14 protein-coding genes are annotated in these 12,740 nt (G+C 71.3%); 6 read left to right on the top strand and 8 right to left on the bottom strand.

Annotated features, from left to right (window positions below):
* Nucleotides 1-91: 91 nt before the first annotated feature.
* Nucleotides 92-1,285: an RtcB family protein gene (locus tag GTY58_RS24875; RefSeq protein ID WP_010986176.1), complete on the top strand. Its 1,194-nt coding sequence runs from the start codon at nucleotides 92-94 to the stop codon at nucleotides 1,283-1,285.
* 43 nt (nucleotides 1,286-1,328) lie between these two features.
* Here the strand turns inward: GTY58_RS24875 and GTY58_RS24880 are convergent, their stop codons facing one another.
* The 4 genes from GTY58_RS24880 to GTY58_RS24890 all read right to left on the bottom strand — a co-directional run bounded on the left by GTY58_RS24880 (nucleotide 1,329) and on the right by GTY58_RS24890 (nucleotide 3,661).
* Nucleotides 1,329-1,766: a hypothetical protein gene (locus GTY58_RS24880; RefSeq protein ID WP_010986177.1), complete on the bottom strand. Its 438-nt coding sequence runs from the start codon at nucleotides 1,764-1,766 to the stop codon at nucleotides 1,329-1,331.
* 517 nt (nucleotides 1,767-2,283) lie between these two features.
* Nucleotides 2,284-2,433 carry a hypothetical protein gene (locus GTY58_RS39780; protein WP_167544200.1) on the bottom strand — a complete coding sequence of 50 codons (150 nt, stop codon included), beginning with the start codon at nucleotides 2,431-2,433 and terminating at the stop codon, nucleotides 2,284-2,286.
* A complete protein-coding gene (locus GTY58_RS24885) occupies nucleotides 2,433-3,212 on the bottom strand; it encodes an SDR family NAD(P)-dependent oxidoreductase (RefSeq protein ID WP_010986178.1) in 780 nt (259 codons plus the stop codon). The genes GTY58_RS39780 and GTY58_RS24885 overlap by 1 nt, the downstream gene beginning before the upstream one ends.
* Before the next feature lie 110 nt (nucleotides 3,213-3,322).
* Complete coding sequence (locus GTY58_RS24890; protein ID WP_010986179.1) at nucleotides 3,323-3,661, bottom strand: YnfA family protein; 339 nt, start codon at nucleotides 3,659-3,661, stop codon at nucleotides 3,323-3,325.
* 117 nt (nucleotides 3,662-3,778) lie between these two features.
* Between GTY58_RS24890 and GTY58_RS24895 the strand changes: the two genes are divergently transcribed.
* A complete protein-coding gene (locus tag GTY58_RS24895; RefSeq protein ID WP_010986180.1) occupies nucleotides 3,779-4,270 on the top strand; it encodes a MarR family transcriptional regulator in 492 nt (163 codons plus the stop codon).
* Nucleotides 4,271-4,297: 27 nt separating this feature from the next.
* Here GTY58_RS24895 and GTY58_RS24900 read toward each other — a convergent pair whose 3' ends face one another.
* Complete coding sequence (locus GTY58_RS24900; protein ID WP_037648000.1) at nucleotides 4,298-4,699, bottom strand: helix-turn-helix domain-containing protein; 402 nt, start codon at nucleotides 4,697-4,699, stop codon at nucleotides 4,298-4,300.
* 145 nt (nucleotides 4,700-4,844) lie between these two features.
* On the opposite strand from GTY58_RS24900, the gene GTY58_RS24905 reads away from it, so the two are divergent.
* Nucleotides 4,845-5,723: an NADP-dependent oxidoreductase gene (locus tag GTY58_RS24905; protein ID WP_010986182.1), complete on the top strand. Its 879-nt coding sequence runs from the start codon at nucleotides 4,845-4,847 to the stop codon at nucleotides 5,721-5,723.
* Nucleotides 5,724-5,785: 62 nt separating this feature from the next.
* Here GTY58_RS24905 and GTY58_RS24910 read toward each other — a convergent pair whose 3' ends face one another.
* Entirely contained in the window at nucleotides 5,786-7,201 is a 1,416-nt protein-coding gene (locus GTY58_RS24910; protein WP_010986183.1) for an MFS transporter, read from the bottom strand.
* 101 nt (nucleotides 7,202-7,302) lie between these two features.
* Here GTY58_RS24910 and GTY58_RS24915 point away from each other — a divergent pair, with 101 nt between their 5' ends.
* Entirely contained in the window at nucleotides 7,303-7,734 is a 432-nt protein-coding gene (locus GTY58_RS24915; RefSeq protein ID WP_037647995.1) for a GNAT family N-acetyltransferase, read from the top strand.
* Nucleotides 7,735-7,830: 96 nt separating this feature from the next.
* Here the strand turns inward: GTY58_RS24915 and GTY58_RS24920 are convergent, their stop codons facing one another.
* Nucleotides 7,831-8,640 carry a helix-turn-helix domain-containing protein gene (locus GTY58_RS24920; protein WP_010986185.1) on the bottom strand — a complete coding sequence of 270 codons (810 nt, stop codon included), beginning with the start codon at nucleotides 8,638-8,640 and terminating at the stop codon, nucleotides 7,831-7,833.
* A gap of 195 nt (nucleotides 8,641-8,835) precedes the next feature.
* On the opposite strand from GTY58_RS24920, the gene GTY58_RS24925 reads away from it, so the two are divergent.
* Both GTY58_RS24925 and GTY58_RS24930 read left to right on the top strand, forming a co-directional pair.
* Entirely contained in the window at nucleotides 8,836-9,930 is a 1,095-nt protein-coding gene (locus GTY58_RS24925) for an LLM class flavin-dependent oxidoreductase (protein WP_010986186.1), read from the top strand.
* Nucleotides 9,930-10,658, top strand: coding sequence for an FMN reductase (locus GTY58_RS24930; protein WP_010986187.1), 729 nt, complete (start codon nucleotides 9,930-9,932; stop codon nucleotides 10,656-10,658). The genes GTY58_RS24925 and GTY58_RS24930 overlap by 1 nt, the downstream gene beginning before the upstream one ends.
* 33 nt (nucleotides 10,659-10,691) lie before the next feature.
* Here the strand turns inward: GTY58_RS24930 and GTY58_RS24935 are convergent, their stop codons facing one another.
* A complete protein-coding gene (locus GTY58_RS24935) occupies nucleotides 10,692-12,725 on the bottom strand; it encodes a pyridoxamine 5'-phosphate oxidase family protein (protein ID WP_237528884.1) in 2,034 nt (677 codons plus the stop codon).
* Nucleotides 12,726-12,740 lie beyond the last annotated feature (15 nt).

Here is a 12,740-nt window from a genome sequence, read left to right on the forward strand (position 1 = left end):
TGAACGCCGGTCCGTTGTCCTGAACGTTGACCTTGGCGCTGGTTTTTGCGATCTGAGACTTCTGTTTGTTTTTCGGGGGAATGAGGACGATATGTCGTACGTGGAGATGCCGGGCGCGAAGGTTCCGATCCGTATGTGGACGGACCCGGCGACGGTCGAGGACGTCGCCCTGCGCCAGTTGCAGAACGTCGCGACCCTGCCCTGGATCAAGGGCCTCGCGGTCATGCCGGACGTGCACTACGGAAAGGGCGCGACGGTCGGATCGGTCATCGCGATGCAGGGCGCGGTGTGTCCCGCGGCGGTGGGGGTGGACATCGGGTGCGGCATGTCCGCCGTCAGGACGTCACTGACCGCCAATGACCTGCCGGGGGATCTTTCACGGCTTCGGTCGAAGATCGAGGAGGCCATTCCGGTGGGGCGGGGGATGCATGAGTCTCCGGTCGAGCCGGGGCGGTTCCATGGCATGGCCACGGCTGGCTGGGACGACTTCTGGGGGCGGTTCGACGGGGTTGCCGAGGCTGTGAAGTTCCGGCAGGGGCGGGCCATAAAGCAGATGGGAACGCTCGGCGGAGGGAATCACCTGATCGAAACTTGTCTCGATGAGTCAGGTTCGGTCTGGTTGATGCTGCACTCCGGTTCCCGGAACATCGGCAAGGAGCTGGCCGAGTACCACATCGGCGTCGCGCAGGGGCTCCCGCACAACCAGGGGCTCGTCGACCGTGATCTGGCGGTGTTCGTCTCGGACACACCGCAGATGGCGGCCTATCGAAATGACCTCTACTGGGCTCAGGAGTACGCCAAGTACAACCGCGCGATCATGATGGCACTCCTGAAGGACGTGATCCGGAAGGAGTTCAAGAAGGCGAAGCCCACCTTCGACCAGGAGATCTCCTGTCACCACAATTACGTCTCGGAGGAGCGGTACGAAGGCATGGACCTGCTGGTCACCCGCAAGGGCGCGATCCGCGCGGGTTCCGGTGAGTACGGGATCATCCCCGGATCGATGGGCACCAGCTCGTACATCGTGAAGGGGCGTGGAAACGAAAAGGCCTTCAACTCGGCCTCGCACGGCGCGGGCCGGCGTATGAGTCGCAACGCGGCGAAGCGGCGCTTCACGGTCCGGGATCTGGAAGAGCAGACGCGGGGAGTCGAGTGCCGTAAGGACTCCGGCGTGCTCGACGAGATCCCGGCGGCCTACAAGAACATCGACCAGGTGATGGAGCAGCAGCGCGATCTCGTCGAGGTCGTGGCAAAGCTGAAGCAGTTCATCTGTGTAAAGGGCTGATGCACGAGGTCCCCGGGGAAAGTCGGGGACCTCGCCCATCTGGTTATTGGTCGCTTGGCATGGGCACCTGGCCGGTGCGCAGGCGCCAAAGACGGATGCAGCAGCTCTTCTCGGTTCGGCCGAGTTCTTTTGCCGCTGCCGCGTCGTTGTTCAGCCTCAGCAGTACGCGGTCCTCCCAGCCGTTCCAACGCCGGCGGTCGGGCGCGACCTTCATGCCTTCCGGACGAACCCAAGCGCCCAGCGAGTCGGCGGCGGTTTGCTTACGCGCCAGCGACAGACAGTCTTTGTAGTAGAGGTGAGCCGCCAGCTCCTGGGCGTTCTCCTTCGTGTAAGGGATGTTGTAGATGCGGTCTCGGGCGTTGCGCTTGAGGGTGCGCTCGGCTCCTGTCACCTTCCCGGCGTAGAAGCACAGGTAGGCGCCGATGGCCGTGCTCTGCGTGGTGAGAGAGACGAACGGGTAGCCCTGGCTCGTGTAACCCACCGAACCGTCGGCGTCGATGACGCCTCGGAGGTAGTCGCGGTGGGAGAACTGTCCTTGTGGCGGGGCGACATCCTTGGAACCTGCGAAGAATCTCGATGTCCCGGACGCTGATCTCGACGGACAACTTGCCCTTCTGTCCCACTCCTTGCTCCAGGTGCCCGTCGGCTTGCAAGAACCCGAACATGTAGGCGTAGTGGGGGTCTTCGAGGTCCATGAACCCCGTCGTGTCGACGCCGAGGGCGTCGGTAAGCGTGCTTCGGTGCGCGCTAGGCTCGCGGTCAGCCATGAGGAAGATGGTCCTTCCTTGCTGGTCAGGCCCTCGGTCGGGATTGCCGTCCCGGCCGGGGGCCGTCCTGTTTGATGTTGTGGCGCGAGCCTAGGTCGGGAGTTCGGTCATCGCCCGGGTGATCGAGACGGTTCATCCGTGTGAGTGAGCCGCCGCGTCGTCGAGTCTTGTGGGGGCGAGGCCACCGGTCTGTCTGAGGGGGCCCATGCCGAGGCGGCTCCCCGGCTGCGCCTACTTCGTGTGGGTCACCGCGTAGATCATCACGAACGCGACGATGTGGATGCCGAAGAGGAAGTACGCGAGGTAGTACCAGACGTAGCGTTCCCGTTTCTTCTCCAGGGCCAGCCGCTGCTGCTCCCCGTCGCCGGCGGGCTCGGCCATCACGACTCCCGGTGGACCTTCGTGTTCGAGGCCTGTGCGCGGGGGCGGACGACGAGGAGGTCGATGTTGACGTGGCTGGGGCGGGTGATCGCCCAGGTGATGGTGTCGGCGACATCGTCGGCGGTGAGCGGTGCGGCCACGCCCGCGTAGACCTTGGCCGCCTTCTCCTGGTCGCCGCCGAAGCGGGTCAGCGCGAACTCGTCCGTCTTGACCATGCCGGGCGCGACCTCGATGACGCGGACGGGCGTGCCGACGATCTCCAGGCGGAGGGTCTCGGCGAGGACGTGCTCGGCGTGCTTGGCGGCGACATAGCCCGCGCCGCCCTCGTACGTGCCGTGCCCCGCGGTGGACGTGAGCACGACCACCGTGCCGTCGCCGCTCGCGGTGAGCGCGGGGAGCAGGGCCTGGGTGACGTTCAGCGTGCCGATGACGTTCGTCTCGTACATCTGGCGCCACTCCGCCGGGTCGCCGCTCGCGACCGGGTCGGCGCCCAGTGCGCCGCCCGCGTTGTTCACCAGGACGCCGATGGTCTTGAAGGCCGTGGCGAACTCGTCGACCGCCGCGCGGTCGGTGACGTCCAGCGCGTACGCCGTCGCCTCGTGGCCCGCCGCGCCCAGCTCCTTGGCGAGCGCCTCGATACGGTCCGTGCGGCGGGCGGTGAGGACGACGCGATAGCCCGCCTCGGCGAGCTGCCGGGCCGTCGCGGCACCGATTCCGCTGCTGGCGCCGGTGACGACGGCGATACGGGAGGCGGCGGACGGGGCGGCGGGGGCGGTCATGGACGTGACTCCTTGCGGTGCGCTTGCTCGTCGCTCTGGCGGGCTCTTGTGGGTATGCCTGCCAGGATAGGCCGGTGCCGTGCGCGCGGGGGCGGGTGCCGTCCCTCGGCTCAGTTGCCGCCCCGCGGCGCGTACATGATCACTGTCATTCCGGCGAGGCAGATGAGCGCGCCGGTGACGTCCCAGCGGTCGGGCCGGTAGCCGTCCGCGACCATGCCCCAGGCGAGCGAGCCGGCCACGAAGACGCCTCCGTACGCGGCGAGGATGCGGCCGAACTCGGCGTCCGGCTGGAGGGTGGCGACAAAGCCGTACACGCCCAGCGCCATGACGCCCGCGCCGATCCACAGCCAGCCGCGGTGTTCGCGCACGCCCTGCCAGACGAGCCAGGCGCCGCCGATCTCGAAGAGGGCGGCGGCGACGAAGAGGGCGGCGGAGCGGAGGACGAGCATGCGGTCACTGTGGCACGCGGTTTCTCGGCACGCGGTTTGTCGGGAGCGACCGGCCCCTGACCCACGAGACGTCTGCGTCGTACGATTTCTGCACCACGCAGACGAAAGGCGGGTGCCATGTCCGGGAAGGCCGACGGCGGCGGAAGCGCGCGGGAGCGGCTGCTCGACGAGCTGTCCGACGTGTCCCGGCGGTACATGGCCTCGTACGCCCTGTTCAACCAGGCCATCGCCGACCACCTGAAGCTGCATCCGACCGATCTCCAGTGCCTGAACCTGCTCGGCCTGGAGGCCGGGCCCGTGACGACCGGGCGGATCGCCGAGCTGACGGGGCTGACGACCGGTTCGGCGACGCGGCTCGTGGACCGGCTGGAGAAGGCGGGCTACGTCGTACGGGAGCGGGACGCGGCCGACCGGCGGCGGGTGCTGGTGGCGACCGTGCCGGAGCGGATGGCCGAGTTCGGGCGGCTGTGGGACCGGCTGGGCCCCCGGTGGTACATGCTCTTCGAGGAGCTGGACGCGAGTGAACTCGCCCTGATCATCGGCCATATGCGGCGCACGGTCGACTTCACCGCCGGACAGGTCGCCCGGCTGCGCGAGGGCGACATCTGAACCGGGGGCCCAACTCCCGCCCCGGCCCTAGTGCTCCTCCGCGTCGTACTGTTCCCGCGCCTCGTTGACCTGCTCGATGTGCAGCTCCGCCCAGTCCTTCACCGCGCTGAGCAGGCAGCTGAGGCTGGTGCCGAGGGGTGTCAGCTCGTAGTCGACGCGGACCGGTACGGAAGGGGTCACGGTCCGGGCGACGATCCCGTCGCGCTCCAGTGCGCGCAGCGTCTGCGTCAGCATCTTGGGGCTGACGCCCGCGATCTTGCGGCCGAGGTCGCTGTAGCGCATGGATCCGGCGGCGAGCGCGCTGACGACGAGGCTGACCCACTTGTCACTGATGCGGTCGAGAAGCTGGTTGGTGGGGCAGCTGCGGATGAACGCGTCGTACTCGCGTCGCGCCTGATCGCGCCGCTGGGCGGCGGTCATGGTCGCCATACGGGTCACCTCCCGGTGAGGTACGCACCTTCAGGTGCCTACTTTCCAAAAGATAGTAGCTCTTCCTAGGGTTGTTGCAACGGGAAAGAAAGCCATGTGAACCCCCGTGAAGCCCTGCAAAACCCTATGAATCTGGAGATGCTTCATGCGTGCTGTAGTCGTGACGTCCTTCGGTGGGCCCGAGGCCGTCGAGATCGTGGAGACCGGGGTGCCGGAGCCGGCTGCCCGGCAGGTGCGGATCAAGGTCGCGGCCGCCGCGCTCAACCCCGTTGACGCGGGCGTGCGTTCGGGTGTCTTCGGTGGCGCGGGCAAGCGGCTGGGGCTCGGCTGGGATGTGGCCGGGACCATCGACGCGGTGGGCGTGGCCACGGGCTGGACCGTCGGCGAGGAGGTGGTGGCTCTGGCGTACGGCGCCGCCAAGTCCCTCGGTACGCACGCCGATTACGTGGTCGTGGATGCGGACGCGGTCGCGAAGGCGCCGGTCTCGGTGGACGCGGTGCACGCCGCCACCGTGCCGCTCAACGCCCTCACCGCCGCGCAGGCCCTGGACCTGCTGGCCCTGGAGCCGGGGCAGCGTCTGCTGGTGACGGGTGCGGCGGGCGCCGTCGGCGGTTACGCCGCCCACCGCGGCATCGCGGTGACCGCGCTGGCCCGCGAGGCCGACGCGGAGCTCGTACGTTCCCTGGGGGCGGCCGAGTCGGTGACCGGGCCCGTGGCGCCGGGGAGTGTGGACGCGGTGCTGGACGCGGCGATCCTGGGCGCGGCGGCGCTGGAGTGGGTGCGGGACGGCGGCGCGTTCGCCGGTGTCATCCCGCAGGCGCAGCCGGCGTCGGAGCGCGGGGTGCGGACGGGCGCGGTCGAGGTGAGCCCCGACGGGGCGCGGCTCGCGGAGCTGGTGGCTCTGGTCGACGAGGGCGTGCTGACCCCGCGGGTGGCCGAGACGTACGCGCTGGCCGAGGTGGCCAAGGCGCACGCCCGGCTGGCGGAGGGGGGCCTGCGGGGGCGGGTCGTGCTGATCCCCTGATCCCTTGATCCCCTGATCTTCCGATGCCCAGGTTCCCTGGCCCCGGCTCCCCCCTGCGACTGCTAATGGTGCTCTTCGCGCGCCTTGCGCGGCAGCAGTCGTACGAGGGAGCAGCACAGCAGGGTCACGGCGGCGACCACGGTGAGGCTCACGGTCATGGCGTGGGTCGCGCCGCCGGCCGTGTGGAAGTAGACGGTGGTGACGGCGGCCGCTCCGACGGCGCCCGCGAGCTGCTGGGCCGCGCCGAGCGAACCGCCGGCGCTGCCCGCCTCCTCGTCCGTGATGTCGCCGAGGGTGACGTCGTACATGCTCCCGAAGCAGGTGCCCATCCCGAGGCCGATGACGAGCAGGGGCGGTACGAGGGTCCAGGCGCCCGTGTCCGTGCCGGAGAGGGCGACGAGGGTCAGCAGGTACGCCGTTCCGGCGAGGGTGATGAGCAGCCCGCCGAGGACCAGTCGGCGGCCGAGCCGGCCGATCAGCCGGTAGCAGGCGATGGACGCGATGACGATGCCGGCGGACAGCGGCATCAGGCCGAGCGCGGCCCCGGAGGGCGAGCGGCCGAGGCCCTGTTGCAGGAAGAGCGAGATGACGTAGAGGAGTCCGGCGACGGCGGCGAAGAAGACGGTGCCGAGAGCGAGTCCGGAGGTGAAGCCGCGGTTGCGGAGGAGGGAGGGCCGGATGAGGGGGTTCTCGGCGGTGCGCTGACGGTGGCAGAAGAGGGCGAACAGGACGAGGCCGGCGGCGGTGAGGAGGGCGGGCGTGGCGGTCCAGCCGTGTGCCGAGCCCTGGATCAGCCCGCCGAGCAGGCCGAGCATGGCGCCGCCGAGGAGGGCCGATCCGGGCCCGTCGACGGTGACCGCGCGGTCACCGGTGTCACGGGGGAGCAGCCGGGCGGCGGCGAGGAGCGCGGCTCCGCCGAGCACCAGGTTGATGAGGAACATCGGGCGCCAGCCGAGTCCGGCGAGGTCGGCGTCGACGAGGAACCCGGCGAGGACCGGGCCGCCGACGGCGGACAGGCCCATCACCGGTCCGAAGCAGCTGTAGGCCTTGCGTATCTGGTCGCGTGGCCAGGTGGCGCCGAGGATGCCGAAGCCCTGCGGGATGACGAGCGCGCCGAACGCGCCCTGGAACAGGCGGGCGACCACGAGCGCCTGCGGGTTCCAGGCGAGCCCGCAGACGAGCGAGGCGGCGGTGAACCCGCTGAGCCCGGCGAGGAACAGCCGGCGGCGGCCGTGGCGGTCGCCGAGCCGTCCGCCGAGGACGAGCAGCACGCCGAGCGCGAGCGCGTAGGAGGCGCCGAGCCACTGGACGAGGGCGGTGCCGCCGCCGAGGTCGGCGGCGATCGTCGGGGCGGCGATGTTCGTGATGGTGCTGTCGAGGAGGTCGAGGACGTCGGCGGCGAGAACGACCCCGAGGACCGCCCAGCGGGTGCGGGCGGGCAGCTGTTTTTCTTTTGCGTCATGCAGTATCTGCGTCACGCAGATAAATGTGGGTGAGGCGCCCGGGTGGTGTCAAGGCGAATACCGCGAATGCCGGTACGGGACCCGGCCCGGACCCCGGCTCGCTAGGGTGCCGGGGTATGAAGATCATCGACCTGGAGCCCGGCGACGCGCGGCTCGACGCCGAGATACTGCCCGTCCTGCGCGAACTGCGTCCGCACCTGACCCCGGAGCTCTTCGCGGAGGTGTACGCCGAGGGGTACGCGCAGGGCCTGCGCTTCACCGCCGCCTACGCCGACGACGGGACCTGTGCCGGTGTCGCCGGCTGGCGCGTGATCGTCAATACGAGCGCCCTGCGCAAGCTGTACGTCGACGACCTGGTGACCGCGGAGAGCGCCCGTTCCGGCGGGGTCGGCCATGCTCTCCTCGCGCACCTGGAGAGCCGCGCCCGCGTCCTCGGCTGCCATGTGCTGAACCTGGACTCCGGCACGAAGCGCACCGCCGCCCACCGCTTCTATCTGCGCGAACGCATGGACATCACCGGGTTCCACTTCGTGAAGCGGCTCGACTAGGTCCTGTCGTCGCGGAGCGGACGGGAGTCTGACGACAGGGCCCAGGGCGCTCGAACGACCAGGACGCTCGAACGCCGATGTTGTCTCCGGTCGACATCAGCCGGTGTGCGGGCCCGCCGCGTACGCCGTCGGTGGCACCCCCACCGTCGCGGTGAAGTCGCGCACCAGATGGGCCTGGTCCGCGTAGCCGAGGTCGGCGGCGAGGCCCGCCCAGTCCACCTCGCGGGAGTTCTCCGCGTGCTCCAGGGCCTGGTGGATGCGGTAGCGGAGGATGATCCACTTCGGGCCGACGCCGACGTACGCGGCGAACAGGCGCTGCATCACGCGTACGGACACGCCCTCCGCGCGGGCGAAGTCGCCGACGCGACGGATCGTACGGTCGGTGCGGATGCGGTCGACGAGGGCCATCGCGAGGTCGGCCTGGGGGTCGGGCCGCGGGCCGATGCTCAGCAGGAAGGCGTCCAGGGCGGCCACGCGCGCGTCCTCGTCGTCCGGGGTGAGGACGGCCGGGAGGTCGGCCCCCGGGGACACCTCCGGCAGGGGGACCCGGCGACCGGTCCACTCCGTCGCCGCGTGGTCCGGCGCGAAGGGGCGGAAGCCGCCGGGCCGGAACTTGATCCCGCACACCCGGCCCCGCCCCTGGAGCTTCTGTGTGAACAGCTCCAGCCCGATGCCCGCGACCTCGCCGAAGCCCTCCTGGCCCGCGTACTTCTGGAAGACGACATTGACGGACGGGTGCGGGACGACATGGGAGGCGTACGGCTGCGTCAGGTCCCAGTCGATCAGCCAGTAGTGCTCCAGATACGGGCGCAGCGGCTCGGCGGGCTCGCGGCGCCGGAAGTCGACGCGCGCGAAGAGCTCCGCGGCGTCGACGATGCCTTGGGTGTCCCGGCGTGGAGCGGCCATGAGGGGATCGTAGGGCGGGCCACTGACGGTCGGGCGGGTGGAAAGCCGCCGAGGGGACTGCCGCCGAGGGGATTGCCGCCGAGGCGGCGCCGCCGGGGCGGAGGGCGTGCCGCGGCGGGGGGTGGAATACCTCGGGGGGTGTGGTCGTTCAAGGGTATAGTTGAATCGTAAACAACCTGCGGAGGGTGAGCGACCATGCAGTTCGGGATCTTCAGCGTCGGCGATGTCACACCGGACCCGACCACGGGTCGGACGCCGACCGAGCGCGACCGCATCAAGGCCATGGTCGCGATCGCGCTGAAGGCGGAGGAGGTCGGCCTGGACGTCTTCGCGACCGGCGAGCACCACAACCCGCCGTTCGTGCCGTCGTCCCCGACCACGATGCTCGGCTACATAGCCGCGCGCACGGAGAAGCTGATCCTCTCCACCTCCACCACCCTCATCACCACCAACGACCCGGTGAAGATCGCCGAGGACTACGCGATGCTCCAGCAGCTCGCGGACGGCCGGGTGGACCTGATGATGGGCCGCGGCAACACCGGGCCGGTCTACCCGTGGTTCGGGAAGGACATCCGCCAGGGCATCAACCTCGCCATCGAGAACTACGCGCTGCTGCACCGCCTGTGGCGCGAGGACGTGGTGACGTGGGAGGGCCAGTTCCGTACGCCGTTGCAGTCGTTCACCTCGACGCCCCGGCCGCTGGACGGCGTACCGCCCTTCGTCTGGCACGGCTCGATCCGCTCTCCCGAGATCGCGGAGCAGGCCGCGTACTACGGTGACGGCTTCTTCCACAACAACATCTTCTGGCCGGCCGACCACACGAAGCAGATGGTCGAGCTGTACCGGGAGCGGTACGCGCACTACGGCCACGGCACGCCCGAGCAGGCGATCGTCGGGCTCGGCGGGCAGGTGTTCATGCGGCACAACTCGCAGGACGCGGTCCGCGAGTTCCGGCCGTACTTCGACAACGCGCCGGTGTACGGGCACGGGCCGTCGCTGGAGGACTTCACGGACCAGACGCCGCTGACGGTCGGCTCGCCGCAGCAGGTGATCGAGAAGACGCTGGCCTTCCGGGAGTACGCGGGCGACTACCAGCGCCAGCTCTTCCTGCTGGACCACGCGGGTCTGCCGCTGAAGACGGTCCTGGAGCAGCTCGACATCCTCGGCGAGGAGGTCGTACCGGTGCTGCGCGAGGAGTTCGCGAAGGGACGGCCGGCCCAGGTGCCGGACGCGCCGACGCACGCGTCGCGCGTGACGGCGGCCGCGGCCGCCAAGGAGGTGACGGTGTGATGAAGCTGGTCGTGGTCTCCGCGGGGCTGAGTGTGCCCTCGTCCACGCGGCTGCTGGCCGACCGGCTGGCGAAGGCGACCGCCGCGAGGGTCCCGGCGGAGGTGGAGGTCGTCGAACTGCGCGACCTCGCCGTCGAGATCGCGCACAACTTCACCAACGGGTTCCCCGGACGCGCGCTGGCCGCCGCGATCGGGGCGGTGACGGAGGCGGACGGCCTGATCGTCGTCACGCCGGTCTTCTCCGCCTCGTACAGCGGCTTGTTCAAGTCGTTCTTCGACGTGCTCGAACAGGGCGTGCTCGCCGGAAAGCCGGTGCTGATCGCGGCGACCGGCGGTTCCGCCCGGCACTCGCTGGTCCTGGAGCACGCGCTGCGCCCGTTGTTCGCCCACCTGCGGGCCGTGGTCGTACCGACGGGCGTCTACGCGGCCTCGGAGGACTGGGGAGCGGAGGGGCTGGCCGAGCGGATCGAGCGGGCGGCCGGGGAACTGGCGGGGCTCATGACGGGGCTCATGTCAGGGGTTTCGGCGGTGGGGCCGGCGCGTGACGCGCAGCCGCGGGCCGGGGCGGAGGTCTCGGCCGACGGCCCGGCGGCGGCCCCGGCGGAGGGGTCCGTACCCCGGCCCCGGGAGACCGTCGCGCAGTCCGCGACCGCCGGCCGCGGGTCTCGCACGGACGGTTTCCAGGTGGTGCCCTTCGAGCAGCAGCTCGCCGCCCTGCGCACGCGGTAGCGGTGGCGGGCTACGGCCCCGGGTGCTGCCCGCCTAGCGGGAGGCACCCGGGGCCGGTGCCAGCCAGGCCGTCCAGCCGTCGGTGCCCGGCAGCGGGTGCCGGGTCCAGTCGCGGGCGTAGCGCGGGGGCCGCTGGGCGTCGGCCGTCAGGACGGCCGTGGGCATCCGCTCGGCCCGCCGCAGTACGGAACTCGGCGTGGTGTTGCGGTTGTTGCCCTTCGTCGCGGCGGAGGCGCAGCCCGCGTCGTACCCCACCGGCTGCGCGTGCGAGCCCACGAGCAGGCAGGGTGCGCGCAGCCCGAGGGCGTTCAGTTCGTCGGCGGCGACACGGTAGCGCTGGTCCAAGGACGCCACCTGAGCGGTCATCCGGTGCAGCACCGGGTACTGCGCGACGAGTTGCAGGGCGACCAGACAGCCCACCGTGACCGCGAGGGCGGGCCGCGGCCGTGCGACACGGGTGAGCAGCCCGCCGACCGGCAGCGCCAGCAGGGCGTACGCGGGAAGCAGGAAGCGCGGCGCCGAGTAGCTGAGCAGGAGCAGGTACGGCGCGGAGAGGCAGACCGCGACGGCCAGCGGGACGAGCGTGCGGTCGGCCGGGACCCCCGTGCGCCGCTCGCGCAGGGCGACGGCCAGCGCGGCCAGCGCGAGCAGGGGCAGCGCCAGCCACCAGAGGGTGAGTTCGGGGTGGTGGACCGGACCCGAGCAGGGGCGGCACAGTTCGGGGCCGTTGAGGCTGCGCCAGGCGTTGAAGAGGTTGAGGTGCGGGTGCATGCCTCCCTCGGTGGCGCCGGAGACGTGCAGCCGCTGCGGTACGCCGCCGAAACGGCTGTACGCCTCCACGGTCCACTGCGTGGCGCCGGCCGCGAGACCGCCGAGCAGGTACGGCAGGGTGCGGCGGTGGGAGCGTACGCACCCGGCGGTCGCGAACAGCGGAAGGCCGAGCCAGGCCGCGTCCGGTACGCGCATCAGGGCGACCCCGGCCAGGCAGGCGGCGAGCCACCAGCGGGCGTTCGGTTCCCGGGGCGCGCGCAGGAACAGGCCGGTGGCCGCGACGGCGCCCAGCGCCACCCACAGGTTGGGCATCGCCTCCGGGCCGGAGATCTGGGCGATCCACAGGCCCGAGAACACCAGCGCGGCGAGGGCGGTCGTGGCGGGGCCGAGGAGCGGGCGCCAGACGCGGTACGCGGCGTACAGCGCGGCCGTCGACAGCAGGGCCAGCGCGATCCGCAGGGCGAGCACCGAGTCGGTCACCGCGAGGACGGGCGACACGAGGACGCTGATGCCGCGGGACCGGGGGGCGCTGAAGAAGGCGGCGGGCGTGCGGGGGTCGACCTGCGAGACGTAGACGGTCTCGTCCCAGCCGAGAACGTGCGCCAGGTGCGGGACGACGAGGGTCAGCTGGACCAGGAGGTAGAGGAGGGAGACGGCTTCGAGCCCGCGGCCCTGGGGGAACCTCGGGCGCCAGGGGGCCGTGGCGGTGCCGGGGGGAAGGGGGGCGGGGCGTTGGGGGGCGGTGCGGGTTTCGGCTCCGGTCGCGGTCCCGGTTTCGGTCCCGGGTTCCCGGCCCCGGTTCCCGGTCCCGGCCCCGGTCCCGGTCCCGGCCCCGGCCCCGGTCCCGGTCTTGGTCTTGGTCCCGGTGGTCCCCGCTCTCGTCTTCGTGCCCGCGGCATGGGCGGGGACCGTGGCGGTGGGGCCCGCGGGGCCGACCGCGATCCCGGCGGCCGCGCCCGCCGTGGCGATGGTCAGCAAGGTGGGCCGGAAGGCGGTCAGCAGGAGGGGCCGAAAGGTTTGTTCGGCGATGGCCCGGAGCGCGGGCCAGGGGGCGGGCCGCCACCGCCGAAGCGCTGCGGCCCACCCCCTCCGCCGCCCAGGCCGCACCCGGGTGGGGGGAGCCCCCGGCCCGGCCATGGGGGTCTGCGCGGGCGGTGCGACGGACGTGACGGGGACCGGTGCGGCCGGGACGGGGATCGCCGCGGTCGTGGCCGTGCTCGCGGGGCGCGTGGCCCCGCCCGCCGCTGTCGCGGCCGTATCGGCCGCGGTGTCCTCGTCCGTCACATGGGCCGTCATGCGCCACCTCTCTCC

The sequence above is a fragment of the Streptomyces sp. SID5469 genome (genome assembly GCF_009862865.1).
In the GTDB taxonomy this organism is placed as follows: domain Bacteria; phylum Actinomycetota; class Actinomycetes; order Streptomycetales; family Streptomycetaceae; genus Streptomyces; species Streptomyces avermitilis.

Excerpts from the sequence above, each read along its gene's own strand:
- GTY58_RS24875 (WP_010986176.1), top strand. The coding sequence starts at position 92 with ATGTCGTACGTGGAGATGCCGGGCGCGAAGGTTCCGATCCGTATGTGG.
- GTY58_RS39780 (WP_167544200.1), bottom strand. The coding sequence starts at position 2,433 with ATGGCCGAGCCCGCCGGCGACGGGGAGCAGCAGCGGCTGGCCCTGGAG.
- GTY58_RS24885 (WP_010986178.1), bottom strand. The coding sequence starts at position 3,212 with ATGACCGCCCCCGCCGCCCCGTCCGCCGCCTCCCGTATCGCCGTCGTC.
- GTY58_RS24890 (WP_010986179.1), bottom strand. The coding sequence starts at position 3,661 with ATGCTCGTCCTCCGCTCCGCCGCCCTCTTCGTCGCCGCCGCCCTCTTC.
- GTY58_RS24895 (WP_010986180.1), top strand. The coding sequence starts at position 3,779 with ATGTCCGGGAAGGCCGACGGCGGCGGAAGCGCGCGGGAGCGGCTGCTC.
- GTY58_RS24900 (WP_037648000.1), bottom strand. The coding sequence starts at position 4,699 with ATGGCGACCATGACCGCCGCCCAGCGGCGCGATCAGGCGCGACGCGAG.
- GTY58_RS24905 (WP_010986182.1), top strand. The coding sequence starts at position 4,845 with ATGCGTGCTGTAGTCGTGACGTCCTTCGGTGGGCCCGAGGCCGTCGAG.
- GTY58_RS24915 (WP_037647995.1), top strand. The coding sequence starts at position 7,303 with ATGAAGATCATCGACCTGGAGCCCGGCGACGCGCGGCTCGACGCCGAG.
- GTY58_RS24920 (WP_010986185.1), bottom strand. The coding sequence starts at position 8,640 with ATGGCCGCTCCACGCCGGGACACCCAAGGCATCGTCGACGCCGCGGAG.
- GTY58_RS24925 (WP_010986186.1), top strand. The coding sequence starts at position 8,836 with ATGCAGTTCGGGATCTTCAGCGTCGGCGATGTCACACCGGACCCGACC.
- GTY58_RS24930 (WP_010986187.1), top strand. The coding sequence starts at position 9,930 with ATGAAGCTGGTCGTGGTCTCCGCGGGGCTGAGTGTGCCCTCGTCCACG.
- GTY58_RS24935 (WP_237528884.1), bottom strand. The coding sequence starts at position 12,725 with ATGACGGCCCATGTGACGGACGAGGACACCGCGGCCGATACGGCCGCG.